Below are 16,486 nucleotides of genomic sequence, written 5' to 3'. Positions count from 1 at the left end.
TTTTGGAAAAATCATGGGATGAATATTAGTATAGAATTTTTTATAATAAGCATATTTTACTTTATGCAATATTTAACATGTAGAATACTAATTTTAAAAACTATAAATAATTTCATTTAAAACAGTATACAAATTTTGGAAAGTTTTTTAAACTAAATTTTTACACAAAATATTCAATTAATTTAGTAATTTAATTGTTCTCGGTTATTGTTGTTTATTATGTTAATTTGCTCTTCAATTATTTTTGAAAATCCTAATCCTCTTTCGCTCATTTTCTGAGCAATAAATTGATCATACATATCTGTATACATGAGTTCTTGATTTTTATTGATTGAAACATCTTTTAAACAGCTATTTCTCATATTTTTTAGTATCATGTAAAGAAAAAGCCCTTCTATTTGTTTTGCTACTTTTTTGGTTTGTTTTGCATTGTTTCTTTCAACATTTTTAAATTCATTTACATTTTTGAAATTAGAATATATGTGATTTACAGAAAGATAAAATTTATTATCCATATTTATATAACCTCGATTTTGGCACGTAAGCATCCTACATCATGCATAGCTTGTAAAATTGATATTAATTCTACAGGTTTAATTCCAAGAGAATTCAGTGCGTGAACTATGTTATTAAGATTGACTGCTTGATTTATATACTTAACTTCATTTTCATTATAATAATCGCTTCTGTTATTTATTTCTTTTAAATGGTTGCTGCTTTCGTAAATTACGGGTTCAAAATGACGTCGATGGTGTTTAGCATCATTAATAATCATGGATATGTTACCATGTGCTACTGCACATGAATTAATTTTTACCTCACGATTCATAACGATGTCTCCAGTTTTGGTATTAATAATAACTTTTGCGTCTTGAACAGGTAAATCAATTTCAATATTTTGAATATTTGATAACATTCGAACTTGAGAAGTATTATTTTTTGGAGTATATAATTGTATTGTTCTAGAGTTCAATGCGATAGAAGAGTTTGGATATTGATTATTAATTTTATCACTAATTTTTTGAACTAAAGCAAAATCTTCGTTATTAAGCTGTAAAATTACAATTTTTTTATTTCCAAAATTAACACTCATTTCTTTTTCTACGATAGCTCCGTCAATTATTTTTCCACTATTGTATTGATTATCTGAATTTGATAAAATTAGATTTTGAGGATAATGTTGTTCGTTAACTGTAATACTTCCTTGAGCAATAGCGTATATTTGATTATTGATACTTCTCAAAGGAGTCATTAATAATATCCCTCCTTTTAAACTTTTTGCATTTCCAATAGAAGACACAAATACATCTATTTTTTGTCCTTTATGAATAAAACTTGGATATTTTGCAGTTACCATAACTGCAGCAATATTTTTAAGCTGTATATTTTTTTCTGAAGAAAATTCGATTCCTAGTTGAGCTAGCATATTTTTAAGTGTATTAACAGTATATGGAATGTTGGTGGTATCATCACCAGTTCCGTTTAAACCTGCGATTAATCCATAACCTATAAGTTGATTATCGCGTGTTCCTTGAATAGTTATTAAGTCTCTTATCTTATCTGCATGTGTATTCAAAATTATTAGAGAAAACATTATGAAAACATATTTTAATAATATTTTTTTAGACATAATATGCCTTATAATTGGTTGGTTATAAACTGATCAAATATTTTACAATAAAGACCAATGTCTTTCAAAATTTTTTAAAAATATTGTATTTTTAGAACACTGATTTTTTAAAAAGAGAAAATACTTAAAATTAAGCGCTGAAGCCAACCAATGTTAAGTTTTTTATTAATAAAACCTTCACTTTTATATTCAATATGAGCATTAGCTATTTGAGTAGAAACTACAGAATTGCCTTTAGAAATAGTACGAGGATTAATTATACCTGAAAAATGGATTGTTTCTACTTCTGAATTAACTGAAATTTTTTTTTCTCCTGATACTACTAAATTTCCATTAGATAAAATGTCATTAATGGTTACGGTAATTAATCCTGTAAATTTATTATTTGAAAAAGAACTCCCAGATCCTACAAAATCATTTTTAACAAATCCATTCAATCCTGGAGAAATTGAGGAATTATTTTTTGAGCGATCGTTTCCAAAATCTACTCCAAGATTAGTATTTTCGTTATGACTTAAATTATTAGATGAATTATTACTTGTACTAATACTTTCTTGTAAAATTACAGTAATAGTGTCTCCTACATTATGCGGTCTATAATCTTCAAAAAGTGGTTCAAAGAGATTTTTGTTTATTTCATTTTCCTGATAACTAGAATTTTTAATTAAACTTGGCCATTTTTGAGATAAACATGGAGATTTCGGTTTATATTTATATAAAGTTGTATGTGAACTTAAAGCACATCCATTTAGTAATAAAAGAAACATAAGTATTAAATGATGTCTAATTTTAAAATTAAGTAATATAATCACAAAATATTGCCCTAAAATAATAACAATTTAATGAAATTTTTATAGTTTATGGTATAAAAATTAAATATTATAATTGAGATAACTTTTGTAGCATTTGATCAGATGTGGTAATTACTTTACTATTAATTTCATAAGCGCGTTGAGTTTGAATCATGTTCACGAGTTCTTCTGCAATATTAACATTAGAAGTTTCTACATATCCTTGATATAACAGTCCTGTTCCGTTTGTACCAGGTAACGCTAACATAGGACTACCAGAAGCTTCAGTTTCTTGATACAAATTTTCTCCTAAGTTTGATAATCCAGAGCTATTTGTAAAGTTTACAAGATTTAGTTGCCCTCTATGCACTGGTTGAGATTTACCCTGTGTAGTAACAGTAACTATACCGTCTCTTCCTACATGCATATTAGTACTATCAGATGGGATTATAATAATTGGTTGAATAGGAAATCCACTATTAGTTACTAATTGTCCGTTTTGATCTACTTGAAAGGATCCGTCCCGGGTATAAGCTAAGCTTCCATCTGGAAGTAGTACTTGAAAAAATCCATTCCCATGTATAGCGATGTCTTTTGAAGAATCAGTTTTAGATAAATGTCCTTGATTATGAATTCTTTCTGTAGAAACAGGTCTAACTCCTATACCCATTTGTAGACCTGATGGTAAAGTAGTATCACCTGATGATTGTGATCCAGGTTGTCTTATTGTATGATAAATTAAATCTTCAAACATTGCTCGAGAGCGCTTGAATCCATTTGTACTCACATTAGCTAAATTATTAGAAATAACGTTCATATTAATTTGTTGTGCATCTAACCCAGTTTTTGCTATCCATAAAGAAGGTATCATATAGTGTGTTTCCTCTTAATTATTAACGTTTAAAAATTTATTGATAAGTTGTAAACTTTCATCACGATGCATTAAAATTTTCATATAAATATCGAACATTCTAGAATCTGAAATCATATCTACTATACTTTCAGGCAAATTTACGTTGCTGTCTTCTAGTGTTTCTGGTAATATATTTATATTATCATTATTTTTCAATTCTGAATTAATTTGATTTTTATCTTTTAAAAAATATAAACCATTATTACTATATTTTAAATTTTTTGAGTCAATACGAACTAACCTAATTTTATCTATTTTTTGATCAAAATTCTTATCATTGTTTGAAATACTTATTGTACCATCAGATAATATTTTTATGTCAGAATAATCTGGAACTGTTATAGGTCCGTTTTCCCCTATAACTACATTGTTTTGACTGCATATCTGTTGATTTTTATTTATTTGTAGATGTCCATTTTTAGTATAGGCTATTTCATTATTATTAACTTGTACTGCTAACCATCCATCTTTGTCTTTTATGGAAAAGTCTAATGGTCGTGAAGTATTTCTAAAAAGACCCTGTGTTTGATCATACGTCATTTCGGGTAAATAATTACTTTCTTTATCATTTCTATTCTCTAATATAACGTTTCGAGATAGTAATTTCGCTTTAAACCCTGTAGTAGATGCGTTGGATATATTATTAGCTAGTATTTCTTGATTATCTAAGAGTCTTCTAGAAGACATCATTATTATTTGTGTTAATGGTTTCATAATTTTACAATATTAAAAGTTGAAATTTAAGTAAATAGTTGAATTGATGTATAAATATTTTTTTATTATAACATCTTTTTTAGATATGTTACAAATTCTAAATGATTTTCATAATAAAATAATTTTTAAAGTTTTTTTAAAATAGTGTAAAATCTATTTTTAGAAAATACACTATTTTAATATCAATTTATGAAATGATATAGCTTAACATTTAAACTAACATTAAATAACGTTTTTATTAGTTTTTTAAGTTTTTTAGAAATATTTGATAATATTTTTAATTTGATAAATAATATTTATTGTCCTATTGTTAATGTTTTTAGAAACATAGATTTTGCGGTGTTTAACATTTCTAAATTAGCTTGATAAGCTCTTGATGCTGAAATAGCATTAATAGTTTCAGTAATAATATTAACGTTTGAAATTTCAGCAAATCCTTGTGAATCAGAAATTGGATTGTTAGGATCATATACTTTTTTAAATGGTGTTTGTGTGTCTTCTATTATTTCTTTAACTTTTACTCCTCCTAATATAGAATCCTTAGTATCATCAAATTCAAAGATAATTTTTTTTGCTATGTATGGGTATAATTTTCCATTTTTTTCAACTAAACTATCCATATTAGCCAAGTTACTAGCATGCATTTGTATTTTTGTAGATTGTGCTGTCATTGCTGAATTTGCAATGTCGAATATGTTTAATAAAGACATATATTATCCTTTTAATACATTCATAAGATTTTTAAATTTGTTATTTATAAAAGTGATGTTCATTTGATATAATAAACTATTATTTATGAAATTCACTTTTTCAGAGTCTACGTCTATTTTATCTTTTTTAATAATGTAATCCTTTTTTAGAAGTTCGTTATAATTATTAAATTTTTTATTTTTTGAAATGGAAATATGGTTTTTAGAAGTAAGAGTTAAATTGTCTACTTGACTAAAACGTTTTTTATTTAATAGTTGCTTAAATATTTTAGAGAAGTTTATGTCTAATGGTTGATAATTTGGTGTATCACTATTTGCAATATTAGATGCTAGTAGTTCCTGCCGATAAGAATACAAATTTAATATAAATGCATCAAAATCGAATGCTCGATCTAGTTTATCTAACATAGTTTTTCCTATAACGTTCTTAAAATGTTATTTTAATAATATAATATTCCATTTAAGAAGTGTATAAAATTTCAATAATTTTAGAAATTAATTATTACGTATTAAATGTTTTAAAAAATGTTATTTATTTAGAAACTATAATTAATGTTTATAGAAAAATTATTATACGTATATTTTTTAAATAAAAATTTGATAGATTTTTTAGATTTTCGGTTATTTATAATGTTAGGAGAAAATATGAACTTTAAAATGCGTATATTTTTATTGTTATTTTTTTTTATTCATTGTTCAGTACAAGCACAAGATTTTCAAGAGCACTTAATTAGTTTTCTGAAAGCATATGATCGTGTCCACTTTAATAATTCTATCATTGTTTTATGTAATGATTGTTCTCCTAAAACATGGGAAACATGCCCGTTTCCTAAATTTATTTTATTAGATTCTATAAAATCATCTGAATTTAATAATGTTAAAGTTATTTGTGAAAAATCTTACCATATTTTAAAAGTAAAATTTATTAATATAGGTGAATATTTTATAGCTTCTCGAAATATTGTAAAAGGAACAAAAATAACTGATAAAGATATTTTTGTTAAGTATGGACATTTAAACAAAATTCCAGTTGATGCATATACCAATCAAAATGATGTACTAGGTTTAGTAAGCACAAAAGATATCAAAAAAAATGAATTTATAACTAAAAGTTTGTTTTGCCCAATTTGGTTAATTAAACTAAATCAAAAAGTCTCAGTAATTATTAAAAGTTCAGGTTTTACAATTTTTGCAGAAGGAAACTCAATTAACAATGCGTACGAAGGTCAAGAAGTAAAAGTAAAATTAAATAATGGAACTATAATATTAGGAATAGCTAAAGATAGAAATAGTGTTATTGTTTATAAATAGTTATTTATTTTATTGCCCATTTCATTGTTTTTCCAGCTAAAAATGGAATAATTTTTTTACGTCCTATAACAATCTCTTTGGGAATTTTCCATTTTCGTTTAATAAAAGTTATAGTGCTTTTATTTTCTGGAAGTGAATAAAATAGTGGTCCGTTTTTTGAACAAAAAGATTCAAAATGATTTAATGCACGCATCTTTTCAAATATTTCAATATATATTGACAATGATGACAATGTGTTAAAAATTCCAGCTGATCCGCAATTGCTTTCTTTTCTATGGACATAATGTGGTGCGCTGTCAGTACCTAAAAAGAATTTTTTATTTCCACTAGTAATTGCTTTTTTAAGAGCATTTTGATGTATTTTAGATTTTAATATTGGAAAACAATATAAATGTGGTTTAATACCAGTACGTAACATATCATTTCTATTGTACAGTAAATGATGTGGCGTAATTGTAGCCGCTATATTGTTATTGGAAAATTTTACAAAGTTTACTGCATCTTTAGTACTAATATGTTCTAAAACAATTTTTAATTGCGGAAAGTTTTCTTGTAATTTAACTAGTACTGTATTAATAAAAACTTTTTCTCTATCAAATATATCAACGTTTTTATCCAATATTTCCCCATGAATTAATAGTGGCATACCTATTTTTTGCATGCGATCTAAAACTAGATTGATAGTGTTAATATTAGTGATTCCACTTTTAGAGTAACTAGTACTATTTCTAAAATACAATTTTGCAGCAAAAAATACTTTTTTATAAAAAGCATATTCAATATCATTAGGTTTGGTATCTTCCGTTAAATAGCAAGTTATTAATGGCTTAAAAGTAGAATTTTTTTTTAACAAATTCACTATATTTTTTTTATAATCTTCTCCAGATTGTATGGTAGTGATAGGGTTTTTTAAATTGGGCATGATCATGGCTCTTTGATAGAATTGACTTGTATATTTTACCATTTTTTGTAATATTTTCCCACTTCTGAAATGCACGTGCCAGTCATCTGGTTTTATTATGGTAATTTTTTTAACATCAACCATTTGAAAAATTCCTTATATAGTCGTTAAGATATGATAATCTTTTAAAAAATTAACAAAGTCTTAATCGATTTTGAAACCGATTAGTTAATGTACTTTCAAACGTTTTAAATATTTTTAAAAATTTTAAATCACATAAAAAAATTAATTAGTGGTTGTTAATTTAAATTATTGATAATAAAAATTAGAGAAAATTTACATTATGAATGTTTTAAAAAAATTAATTTCTTTAAGTTCTATAACTTTTTTTTCTAGAATTTTAGGATTTGTAAGAGATTCACTTATTGCGTACATGTTTGGAGTATCAGAAACAACAGATTCTTTTTTTTTAGCTTTTAAAATTCCAAATCTACTTCGAAGAATTTTTTCAGAAGGTTTTTTTTCTCAAGTCTTAATTCCTATTCTATCAAAGTATAAGAAAAATTGTAATATTAAAGTTATACAAAATTTTTTTTCTAATATATTGGGATTTATGATTGTTATTTTAAGTGTTGTCACAATTTTTGGAATATTTTTTTCATATGATATAATTTCGGTACTTGCTCCTGGATTGAATAACAGTTCATATAAATTTCGTTTAACAACAGAATTATTAAAGATTATTTTCCCTTATGTATTGTTTATTTCTTTAGGATCATTAATTGGATCGGTTCTTAACACTTGGAACTACTTTTTTATACCTGCTTGTTCTCCTGTTTTATTCAACTTAAATGTAATAATTTTTATCTTATATTTTTCTTCTTATTTTAAAGTTTCAGTTTTTTCTTTAGCATGGGCAGTTTTATTAGGTGGATTTATACAATTTATTTATCAAATTCCTTTTTTAAAAAAAATTGACATGTTAGTATTTCCAAAATTTTGCATCAAAATTTTGGAAATTCAAAAAATTTTCAATAAAATAATCGTAGTTATCATAGGGATTTCTACTAATCAAATTTCAATAATTATAAATACTATTTTTTCTTCATTTTTAGTAACTGGATCTATATCATGGATGTATTATTCCGATAGACTAATAGAATTTATTTCTGGAATTTTTGGGGTATCTTTAGGAACTATTTTGCTACCTTTGTTATCTAACAGTGTTGTTAACGCAAATCGAAAAGAGTATTACAAATTGTTAGATTGGTCACTCCGAATTGGGTGTTTAATAGCTATTCCTAGTTCTATTGCTTTAGCAATTTTGTCAAAAACAATAGTTATTGTGCTATTTCAATATGGAAATTTTTCAATTTATGATGTTATTATGACTAAAAATATTTTAATATTACATTCTATTGGATTGATTCCATTAATTTTGATAAAAATTATGTTACCTGGATTTTATTCTAACAATGAGTTTAAAACTCCTATATTAATTTCTATTTTTATATTAATTGTTACGCAAATGATGAATTTATTTTTTCTTTCATATTTAAATCAAAACAGTTTTGCTCTTTCTGCTAGTATTGCATCTTGGATACATTGTATTTTACTTTTTAGAAAATTACTCAAAAAAAAATTATTCTGTTTTGAACCGGGGTGGTTAATTTTTTTAGGAAAAATATTTGTTTCGGTTTTAGTAATGGTTAGTATTTTAACTGTTAATTTACATATTTTTTATAATTTGAGTTCGGAAATAATAATTGTTAAATTTTTTCAATTGTTTTTAATTTGTTTCTTATCTGGTTGTAGTTATTTAATAACACTTTTTGCGTTAGGATTACGCTTATATCATTTTTCATTTTTTATGTATAAAAAGTATTAAAGTGAAAATTTTTTTCGGAGGAAGAGGGATTCGAACTCTCGGATGATTACTCATCGGCGGTTTTCAAGACCGCTGCCTTAAACCACTCGGCCATTCCTCCATTAATGTAATTTTTTACATTTAGATAATATGATACAATATTAATTCATAAAATTAAAGATATTCTTACTGCGTTTAAAAATTTTGAATATTTTATAATAAAATTATTAATATTTAAGACTTGTAATTATTATTCAACGTTGGTAGAATTTATTCTTATGGCGCGTTGACAGATCGGTTATGTAGCGGATTGCAAATCCGTAAAGCCCGGTTCAATTCCGGGATGCGCCTTTTAAAAAATTTGTATTCTTTATCAAGCCCAGATGGTGAAATTGGTAAACACAAGGGACTTAAAATCCCTCGGCTGTATAAGCTTTGCGGGTTCGATTCCCGCTCTGGGCAAAATAATATGCTTTTACTAACTTGTCTTAAATTTTTTTATTTCATTTCTCTTATACGCTTGATAAACCTTAAAATTTTTATTTTTTAATAGAACATTGTATTCAAAAAAAGTGTTTCGAAAAAATTCATCACAAGACACATTTGAGTTTACTACAATTCTGATTTCACCGTTACGTTTTAAATATTTTGTAGAATTTTTAATAATTTTTTTTATACAATTTAAATTTTTTTTTGAATGTTCATGCCTAGGTGGATTAGATACAATTAAGTTAAATGTTTTATAAATATTTGAATAAATATCACTTTCGAATACTTCTCCTGAAATATCGTTATGTTTTAGAGTTAATTTACTAGATTCTAGTGCTGCTATGTTAATATCTGTTAATGTTATTTTGATTTTATTAAATTTTTTAGCTAGCGATATTGATAAAATTCCTGAACCGCATCCTACATCGAGAACATCTCCTTTTATCGGTTTTGTAAAAGTTGATATTAATAGTTGAGAACCTACATCTACTTTTTTATAACTAAATACTCCCGGAATAGTTTTTATATTTATGTTATTATAAAAATTATTATATATAAACGCTTTGAATTGAAATGTAGGTCTTGATACAATTTTCCCAGAAAATAAACAACAATGCTTCGCAGAATCTATTTTTGAAAATTTTATCCACATTTTAAATAAATTTTGTATAGTGTTTATTCCACTATTTTTTTTTCCAACTAAAAAGATAGAACTATTTTTTGGAATTATTGAAATAATATATTTTAAATGAAATATAGCTTCATATTTACTATATGGCCAAAAATACAATATGAGATTAGAATTTAAAATTGTTTTTTTTTTGGTAATAAGAGGAATTTTGTATTATATTCACATTTTTTAAAATTTTTCCATACATTAAATTGCTGTACACATATTGTTGCATTTTCTTTTAATTTATTTAAATATAGTTCATCATGTACGTTACCTAATATGAGAATTTTTTTTTTAAAAATAAATGAATATTCTTTAATATAATTTTATTTGCGTGAATCATAATCGTGATCTTTTAAGTTAATATTAAATATATTTTTATTTAAAATTATTGAAGTGTTTTCTACATATAACATATTAATAAAATATGTGTTTTTTTGTAAAGAACGTTATTTTGTGAACTTATTATAATTTTACAAATGTTTACATGAAATTTAAATTTTTGAATAATTTTTAATAGTTTGATATATGCTAAAAGCTACTTTTACAAGAAAATTATATTAATTTTTATATCACATAAAGTTATTTATATTTTCTTAAGCGTTCAAATTTTTAAATTCTTATATTATACTAATAAAATGACTGAATATTATTTAAAAGTCAAATGTTAAATAGTTAAGACATTCACAATATCTATAACAGTATTTAAAATAATGAAAATTTTTCCGCTAGAGTTGAGAGAAAATAATTTTAAGATATTAGTTCTTTATTTAAATACCGATTCAGTAGTATTAATAACTCAAGAACTTAATAAAAAACTTAAAATTTCTCCTAACGTTTTTAAAAACTTAGCTATAATAATTGACGTAGAAAAGATTCATAATATAAAAAATTGGGATAACATAAAAAATTTAATAATTTCATTTAATTTTCGAATTATAGGGGTTAGTGGTTGTCAAAATGATAACTTAAAAAAGTTAATTACAAAATCTGGATTGCTTGTCTTAGAAAAAAATCGAAAGTTATGTAATATTATTTATAAATTTAAATCGAACACTTGTTTAAATGTAAAAAATAATAGAAAAAAAACAAAAATTGTTGATTTTCCTGTCAGATCTGGTCAAAAAATTTATGCTGCCAATTCTGATTTAATTATTGCAAATAATGTTAATCCAGGAGCAGAAATAATAGCAGATGGTAATGTCCATGTTTATGGGAATATGAGAGGAAGAGTATTAGCAGGTGCTAATGGAGACATTACGAGTCAAATATTTTGTATAAACTTTTTTTCAGAATTAATCTCTATTGCAGGAGAATATTTGTTAAGTGATCAATTTCCTAAAAGCTTAATAGGAAAAAGTGTAAGGATTTATGTAAAAAATAAGAAGTTGAAAATTTTCAAAATTGATTAAAAATTTATTAAGGATATTGTCTATGACGCGTATTATTGCAGTAACGTCAGGTAAAGGAGGTGTAGGAAAAACAACTTCTAGCGCAGCTTTGGCAACAGGTTTTGCAAAAAAAGGACAGAAAACAGTTGTTATTGATTTTGACATAGGATTACGAAATTTAGACTTAATTATGGGTTGTGAACGTCGAGTAGTATACGATCTTATAAACGTAATTAATGGAGATGCAAATTTAAATCAAGCATTGATTAAAGATAGGAAAACAGAAAACTTATTCATTCTCCCAGCATCACAAACAAAAGATAAAAATTCATTAACCAAATTGGGTATTAATAAAATTTTTAAAGAGTTAATTGAAATGAATTTTGATATTATTATTTGTGATTCTCCAGCTGGAATAGAATCTGGAGCAATTTTGTCAATATATTTTGCAGACGAAGCTATTATTACTACTAATCCTGAGATTTCTTCTATAAGAGATTCCGATCGTATGTTAGGAATTATTTCATCAAAATCAAAGCGCTCACAAGATCAACAAGAGCCTGTAAAAGAATATATATTATTGACTCGATACAACCCTATTAGAGTAAGAAATGGAGAAATGTTAAGTACTAAAGACGTATTAGAAATTTTGAGAATACCACTGATTGGAGTAATTCCTGAAGATTCTTCTATTTTAAAAGCTTCTAATAAAGGAGAATCTGTGATTCTACATTCTGAATCTAATGCAGGACAAGCGTATTGTGATACCGTTGATCGTTTATTAGGGAAAAATATTCCGTTTCGGTTCATAAAAGAAAAGAAAAAAAGTTTTTTAAAACGATTATTTGGGAGATAAATATGGCCTTATTGGACTTTTTTTTATCTCGAAAAAAAAATACTGCTACTATAGCTAAAGAGAGATTACAAATTATTGTTGCTGAACGTAGAAAAAAAGATTTTGAACCAAATTATTTGCCTCAACTAAAACAAGAAATTTTGCGAGTAATTTGCAAATATGTTAAAGTCGATCCTAAATTGATCTCAGTTCAGTTAGATCAAAAGGGAAAAGATATTTCTATATTGGAATTAAATGTTACTATTCCTGATTAAGAAAAACAATGTATTAGAGTTTTTATAGTGTAAAAAATAAAATCTCTTAAAAATATTTAAAATTATCAAATTCAAAATTAAAATTTTAGATAATTAAATTTGAGTTTTTGTATTTTACTCAACTTTTGAGTTTTATTTTTGTTTATTAGAATATACTTTTTTGAAAATAAATTGGAAATATGGTATGAGAAAGTTGACACTTTTTATAACGACTATTTGATAAATATAAAGAAATAATAAATTCTGATTTTGGAAAACTTACATTAGTAAATTTTAAATTTTTATAAACATCTTGTGAAAATAATTTTAAATTGTCTCCTATTACTATCCATTTATTTTTCAGAGAGTACATTTTTTTTATAACTTCTGAAATAGTAAATATTTTTTTTGAATTTATAGTTTTCCAATAGTTTTTTTGCATTTTTTCGTGTTGTACTAAATATATTTTAGTTTCAGTTATTTTTAAAATTATCAATATTCGAGGCTGTTTAAATGTTTTCCAAGCTTGTTCAGCTATAATTAGTGTAGTAGATAAAGAAATAATAGGAATTCTTAATCCTAACGATAGTCCCTGAGCTATAGCAATTGCTGTCCTAGTACCTATAAAGTTTCCTGGACCTTTAGGAATTGCAATAATATCTATTTCATTGAGACATACAGAATTCTTTTTTAAAATTTTTTTAATCATTGGTAAAATATATTGAGTTTGATTTTTATTACATATCTTATTATCATTATATATGCAATTTTTATATAATAAAGAAACAGAACAATTAGAAATTGAAGTTTCAAATGCTAAAATTGTTTTAGACATATCTCTTTTAGAATGAATATTCTATATATAATAATTTAAATAAAATATTATTATACTAATTTGTTTTTTAATAAATATCAAGAATTTATAACTATGAATTATAGTATTCTAACATTCAGATTCCTTATCTTTAGTAATTCGCACTAAGTTAATACGATATTGTGTTGCTTCTACGATATAAAATTTAAGTGGAGGAATATGAATAGTTTCTCCTGGAACAGGTAATTCACCCTTTTGAGAAATTAATAATCCAGCTAAGGATGCATAACTATCTTCTTCTTTAATTAAATCTGTAGTTTTTAAAAATTGTTGTAAAGAATGCAAATCTGCTCCACCTTTTACTAACCAACTGTCTTTCTCAGTAATAATGTCAGGAGTTTCGTCTGCATCTGGAAATTCTCCGGCAATAGCTTCTAAAACATCGAGAGGAGTAATTAATCCTTGAACTACACCAAATTCATTAGTTACAATAACTAAACTTCCTTTGGAACGTCTTAGAACTCCTAATAAATTAATTGGATCAAGAGTATCAGGTATAATTATTGGAGGGGTTGCAGAAGAAAATTTTGCAACATCTATTTCATTTTCGATTTCTACAAGTAACTCTTTAGCTCGAACAATTCCTAACACTTCATCTAACTTTCCTTGGCAAACAGGAAATAGGTTATGAGGTGTATCCAATAATTGATTACGAATTTTAGAAATAGGTTGTTCTACATTTACCCAAGAGATTTCACTTCTCGGGGTCATAATGCTTCTAATAGATCGAACTGCTAATGTTAGGACACCATTGATCATGTATTTTTCTTCTTCTTTGAATTCTCCAATATCTGAAGAAGAAGTATGTTCAGATTTTTTGTATTTAGTATTTTTTGTATTTTTTTTCTTAAAGTTTTTGAATTGATCTCTAACCATCATCCTTAATATAGCTTCTGCAGCTCGTTGTCTCATAGGTCTACGAGATTGATGTCGCATAAAATTTCGGCGAGCAATTTGATTAAATAGTTCTATAATAATAGAAAAGCTAATTGCAGAATACAAGTATCCTTTTGGTATTACAAATCCTAGCGCTTCTGATACTAAACCTATTCCTATTATTAATAGAAAACTTAAGCATAAAACCACTACAGTTTGATGTAAATTAATAAAGTTTATTAAAGGTTTAGATGCTAATAACATTATAACCATAGCAATCACTACTGCCATCATCATGATTGGCAATTTATTTACTATTCCTACAGCAGTAACAATAGAATCTAAAGAAAATACAGCATCTAAAATAATAATTTGAACAACTATAGTCCAAAATCCAGCATAGTTTTTATTATTCTCGTCTTGTTGAACATTATTATCTAATCGTTCGTGTAGTTCTACAGTAGCTTTAAATAATAAAAAAAGTCCACCAGTTAACAATATTAAATCACGTCCTGAAAGAGAAAAATATTTATTACTAATTATTGTTGATGTTAAAGTAGCCATCCATGACATAAACGAAAGTAAACTTAATCTCATTAAAAGAGCTAAACTTAATCCAATTAAACGAGCCTTATCTTGTTTACAGGGTGGTAATTTCTTTGATAAAATTGCTATGAATACTAGGTTATCAATTCCTAATACCACTTCTAGTATAACTAGTGTTAATAGACCTGCCCAGCTTGACGGATCTAAAAAAAGTTCCATTAGAAACTCCGTAAAATAGTAGGACAGAATAAAATGCGCTTTTTTTTAATATTGTTTCGACTAAATTTTTGAAAATGTACTTAAACTTTATTTGTTGATTAAATTTACATATTTTTTACATTACATAAAATTTTTAAAAATAAAGGCCTTGCACAATTATACATGGCCTTTATTAAGCTTTTTAAAAAAATTTAATTTTACAAGAAAATTTTTAGATTTAAAATTTTTAAGAAGCTTTATTACGCTATAAGAATAAGTATTATATATTAAAAATATAAATTAATTAATTTATATTTTTTATTATTTATTTTTTATTACTTTTTATAATAAAATTACAAAAATAATGTAAAATTATTGATATTTATAAAATTAAATAGTTTTTCGCCATTTTTGTTTGTTCATTATGAAGAAAGTTTTTCAGAAACGATATAAATATAGCTATTATTACGGTTGTGATTGAATTATATAATAAATATTTTTTTTTAAAATTTAAAAAAACCACAAATTTTTTTAAATAATTATACACGTTGTACATAGTTTTAATTTTATATATATTCATTGTTATATAGGGCATCAATCCTTTTATCTAATGATGGATGAGACATAAACAAACTTATAAAATTATTAGATTTTCCATTAATGCAAAATGCTATCATACTACTAGATTCTTGTGGTTCATAACTAAGTTTTAATTTTTTTAATGCTGCAATCATTTTTTGCTTTCCTACTAAATTTGCTGAACCAGCATCAGCATAGAATTCGCGATTTCTAGAAAACCACATAGTTATTGTACTAGCGAGTATACCAAAAATTAATTCTAAAATAGTAGCTGTAATTACATATATCCATGTATTTCCATGAGAATTACTATTTTCATTTTTTTCTCCTGAAAAAATATGTGATGCAATATGAGCAACGATTCTAGATGCAAAAATTACAAAAGTGTTAACTATGCCTTGTAACAAAGTCATTGTAATCATGTCACCATTAGATATATGAGTAATTTCATGGGCTAATACTGCTTCAGCTTCATCTTTGCTCATATTGTTTATTAAACCAGTAGAAACAGCAATAAGTGCAGAGTTACGTCGTGCTCCTGTAGCAAATGCATTTATATCAGGAGAACAATATATTGCTACTTCTGGGACATTAAGACCTACTTTTTGAGACTGATTTTTAATAACGTTCATTAACCACATTTCAGTATCATTTCTAGGAATTTCAATTTTTTGTCCATTTACAGATTTTAATGCAATCCATTTTGACATTAGCAACGATATTATAGATCCGCTAAATCCAAATATAGTTGACATAATTAGTAAACCCTTTATACTTTCAGAATTTATTCCTGTAATATTTAAAATTAGACTAAAAATGAGCATTACAGATAAATTAGTTAATAAAAAAAGAACTATACGCATCATAATTTTTTCCTTAACTTTTTTAATATGAATTAGGGCTAAATTTTAAATATTAAAAGTTAAAGTTTAGT

The 16,486-nt window shown here is 25.2% G+C and carries 17 protein-coding genes and 3 tRNA genes; 7 read left to right on the top strand and 13 right to left on the bottom strand.

Annotation, left to right across the window (positions count from 1 at the left end):
• Positions 1–182: 182 nt before the first annotated feature.
• The 7 genes from XW81_RS01600 to flgB all read right to left on the bottom strand — a co-directional run bounded on the left by XW81_RS01600 (position 183) and on the right by flgB (position 5,166).
• The gene (locus XW81_RS01600; protein ID WP_075474212.1) at positions 183–515 is read right to left on the bottom strand and encodes a rod-binding protein; all 333 of its coding nucleotides are present in this window, start codon (positions 513–515) and stop codon (positions 183–185) included.
• Between the two features lie 2 nt (positions 516–517).
• The gene (locus tag XW81_RS01595) at positions 518–1,630 is read right to left on the bottom strand and encodes a flagellar basal body P-ring protein FlgI (protein WP_075474211.1); all 1,113 of its coding nucleotides are present in this window, start codon (positions 1,628–1,630) and stop codon (positions 518–520) included.
• A 107-nt stretch (positions 1,631–1,737) separates the two neighbouring features.
• The gene (locus XW81_RS01590) at positions 1,738–2,442 is read right to left on the bottom strand and encodes a flagellar basal body L-ring protein FlgH (RefSeq protein ID WP_082252563.1); all 705 of its coding nucleotides are present in this window, start codon (positions 2,440–2,442) and stop codon (positions 1,738–1,740) included.
• Positions 2,443–2,509: 67 nt separating this feature from the next.
• Positions 2,510–3,292 (bottom strand): flagellar basal-body rod protein FlgG, encoded by a 783-nt coding sequence (flgG, locus tag XW81_RS01585; RefSeq protein WP_075474210.1) that lies wholly within the window; start codon positions 3,290–3,292, stop codon positions 2,510–2,512.
• A gap of 15 nt (positions 3,293–3,307) precedes the next feature.
• Positions 3,308–4,048: a flagellar basal body rod C-terminal domain-containing protein gene (locus XW81_RS01580; RefSeq protein WP_075474209.1), complete on the bottom strand. Its 741-nt coding sequence runs from the start codon at positions 4,046–4,048 to the stop codon at positions 3,308–3,310.
• Positions 4,049–4,344: 296 nt separating this feature from the next.
• Complete coding sequence (flgC, locus tag XW81_RS01575; protein ID WP_075474208.1) at positions 4,345–4,758, bottom strand: flagellar basal body rod protein FlgC; 414 nt, start codon at positions 4,756–4,758, stop codon at positions 4,345–4,347.
• 3 nt (positions 4,759–4,761) lie between these two features.
• A complete protein-coding gene (gene flgB, locus XW81_RS01570; protein WP_075474207.1) occupies positions 4,762–5,166 on the bottom strand; it encodes a flagellar basal body rod protein FlgB in 405 nt (134 codons plus the stop codon).
• Positions 5,167–5,403: 237 nt separating this feature from the next.
• On the opposite strand from flgB, the gene flgA reads away from it, so the two are divergent.
• Entirely contained in the window at positions 5,404–6,069 is a 666-nt protein-coding gene (gene flgA, locus XW81_RS01565; RefSeq protein ID WP_195182274.1) for a flagellar basal body P-ring formation chaperone FlgA, read from the top strand.
• A gap of 4 nt (positions 6,070–6,073) precedes the next feature.
• Here flgA and pyrC read toward each other — a convergent pair whose 3' ends face one another.
• Positions 6,074–7,114, bottom strand: a complete 1,041-nt coding sequence (gene pyrC, locus XW81_RS01560) for a dihydroorotase (protein ID WP_075474205.1) — start codon at positions 7,112–7,114, stop codon at positions 6,074–6,076.
• A gap of 199 nt (positions 7,115–7,313) precedes the next feature.
• On the opposite strand from pyrC, the gene murJ reads away from it, so the two are divergent.
• Positions 7,314–8,858 carry a murein biosynthesis integral membrane protein MurJ gene (gene murJ / locus XW81_RS01555; protein WP_075474204.1) on the top strand — a complete coding sequence of 515 codons (1,545 nt, stop codon included), beginning with the start codon at positions 7,314–7,316 and terminating at the stop codon, positions 8,856–8,858.
• Between the two features lie 15 nt (positions 8,859–8,873).
• On the opposite strand, the gene XW81_RS01550 is transcribed toward murJ, so the two are convergent.
• Positions 8,874–8,958 (bottom strand) — tRNA-Ser (locus tag XW81_RS01550).
• A 159-nt stretch (positions 8,959–9,117) separates the two neighbouring features.
• Between XW81_RS01550 and XW81_RS02865 the strand changes: the two genes are divergently transcribed.
• Together XW81_RS02865 and XW81_RS01545 are read left to right on the top strand one after the other, a co-directional pair.
• Positions 9,118–9,188, top strand: a tRNA-Cys gene (locus XW81_RS02865).
• A 26-nt stretch (positions 9,189–9,214) separates the two neighbouring features.
• Positions 9,215–9,299 (top strand) — tRNA-Leu (locus tag XW81_RS01545).
• A gap of 16 nt (positions 9,300–9,315) precedes the next feature.
• On the opposite strand, the gene XW81_RS01540 is transcribed toward XW81_RS01545, so the two are convergent.
• A complete protein-coding gene (locus tag XW81_RS01540) occupies positions 9,316–10,119 on the bottom strand; it encodes a methyltransferase (RefSeq protein WP_267471150.1) in 804 nt (267 codons plus the stop codon).
• A gap of 593 nt (positions 10,120–10,712) precedes the next feature.
• Between XW81_RS01540 and minC the strand changes: the two genes are divergently transcribed.
• Genes minC through minE form a run of 3 tightly spaced genes read left to right on the top strand, consistent with a single transcriptional unit; the run spans position 10,713 to position 12,500 of the window.
• On the top strand, positions 10,713–11,411 hold the full coding sequence (minC, locus tag XW81_RS01535; protein ID WP_075474203.1) for a septum site-determining protein MinC: 699 nt from the start codon (positions 10,713–10,715) through the stop codon (positions 11,409–11,411).
• A gap of 22 nt (positions 11,412–11,433) precedes the next feature.
• A complete protein-coding gene (gene minD, locus XW81_RS01530) occupies positions 11,434–12,246 on the top strand; it encodes a septum site-determining protein MinD (RefSeq protein ID WP_075474202.1) in 813 nt (270 codons plus the stop codon).
• A gap of 2 nt (positions 12,247–12,248) precedes the next feature.
• Positions 12,249–12,500 (top strand): cell division topological specificity factor MinE, encoded by a 252-nt coding sequence (minE, locus tag XW81_RS01525; protein ID WP_075474201.1) that lies wholly within the window; start codon positions 12,249–12,251, stop codon positions 12,498–12,500.
• 145 nt (positions 12,501–12,645) lie between these two features.
• Here the strand turns inward: minE and tsaB are convergent, their stop codons facing one another.
• The 3 genes from tsaB to htpX all read right to left on the bottom strand — a co-directional run bounded on the left by tsaB (position 12,646) and on the right by htpX (position 16,418).
• Complete coding sequence (tsaB, locus tag XW81_RS01520) at positions 12,646–13,314, bottom strand: tRNA (adenosine(37)-N6)-threonylcarbamoyltransferase complex dimerization subunit type 1 TsaB (protein WP_075474200.1); 669 nt, start codon at positions 13,312–13,314, stop codon at positions 12,646–12,648.
• A gap of 108 nt (positions 13,315–13,422) precedes the next feature.
• On the bottom strand, positions 13,423–14,994 hold the full coding sequence (locus XW81_RS01515) for a TerC family protein (protein ID WP_075474199.1): 1,572 nt from the start codon (positions 14,992–14,994) through the stop codon (positions 13,423–13,425).
• 545 nt (positions 14,995–15,539) lie between these two features.
• Complete coding sequence (gene htpX / locus XW81_RS01505; RefSeq protein ID WP_075474197.1) at positions 15,540–16,418, bottom strand: protease HtpX; 879 nt, start codon at positions 16,416–16,418, stop codon at positions 15,540–15,542.
• Positions 16,419–16,486 lie beyond the last annotated feature (68 nt).

The organism is Buchnera aphidicola (Schlechtendalia chinensis) (genome assembly GCF_001648115.1).
Lineage (GTDB): Bacteria > Pseudomonadota > Gammaproteobacteria > Enterobacterales > Enterobacteriaceae > Buchnera_B > Buchnera_B aphidicola_N.
This window is presented reverse-complemented; position numbering and strand designations above follow the sequence as displayed.

Coding starts and splice junctions, on each gene's coding strand:
- XW81_RS01595 (WP_075474211.1), bottom strand. CDS start 1,630: ATGTCTAAAAAAATATTATTAAAATATGTTTTCATAATGTTTTCTCTA.
- htpX (WP_075474197.1), bottom strand. CDS start 16,418: ATGATGCGTATAGTTCTTTTTTTATTAACTAATTTATCTGTAATGCTC.
- flgB (WP_075474207.1), bottom strand. CDS start 5,166: ATGTTAGATAAACTAGATCGAGCATTCGATTTTGATGCATTTATATTA.
- pyrC (WP_075474205.1), bottom strand. CDS start 7,114: ATGGTTGATGTTAAAAAAATTACCATAATAAAACCAGATGACTGGCAC.
- murJ (WP_075474204.1), top strand. CDS start 7,314: ATGAATGTTTTAAAAAAATTAATTTCTTTAAGTTCTATAACTTTTTTT.
- flgG (WP_075474210.1), bottom strand. CDS start 3,292: ATGATACCTTCTTTATGGATAGCAAAAACTGGGTTAGATGCACAACAA.
- XW81_RS01515 (WP_075474199.1), bottom strand. CDS start 14,994: ATGGAACTTTTTTTAGATCCGTCAAGCTGGGCAGGTCTATTAACACTA.
- XW81_RS01600 (WP_075474212.1), bottom strand. CDS start 515: ATGGATAATAAATTTTATCTTTCTGTAAATCACATATATTCTAATTTC.
- flgC (WP_075474208.1), bottom strand. CDS start 4,758: ATGTCTTTATTAAACATATTCGACATTGCAAATTCAGCAATGACAGCA.
- XW81_RS01580 (WP_075474209.1), bottom strand. CDS start 4,048: ATGAAACCATTAACACAAATAATAATGATGTCTTCTAGAAGACTCTTA.
- flgA (WP_195182274.1), top strand. CDS start 5,404: ATGAACTTTAAAATGCGTATATTTTTATTGTTATTTTTTTTTATTCAT.
- minC (WP_075474203.1), top strand. CDS start 10,713: ATGAAAATTTTTCCGCTAGAGTTGAGAGAAAATAATTTTAAGATATTA.
- minD (WP_075474202.1), top strand. CDS start 11,434: ATGACGCGTATTATTGCAGTAACGTCAGGTAAAGGAGGTGTAGGAAAA.
- minE (WP_075474201.1), top strand. CDS start 12,249: ATGGCCTTATTGGACTTTTTTTTATCTCGAAAAAAAAATACTGCTACT.
- tsaB (WP_075474200.1), bottom strand. CDS start 13,314: ATGTCTAAAACAATTTTAGCATTTGAAACTTCAATTTCTAATTGTTCT.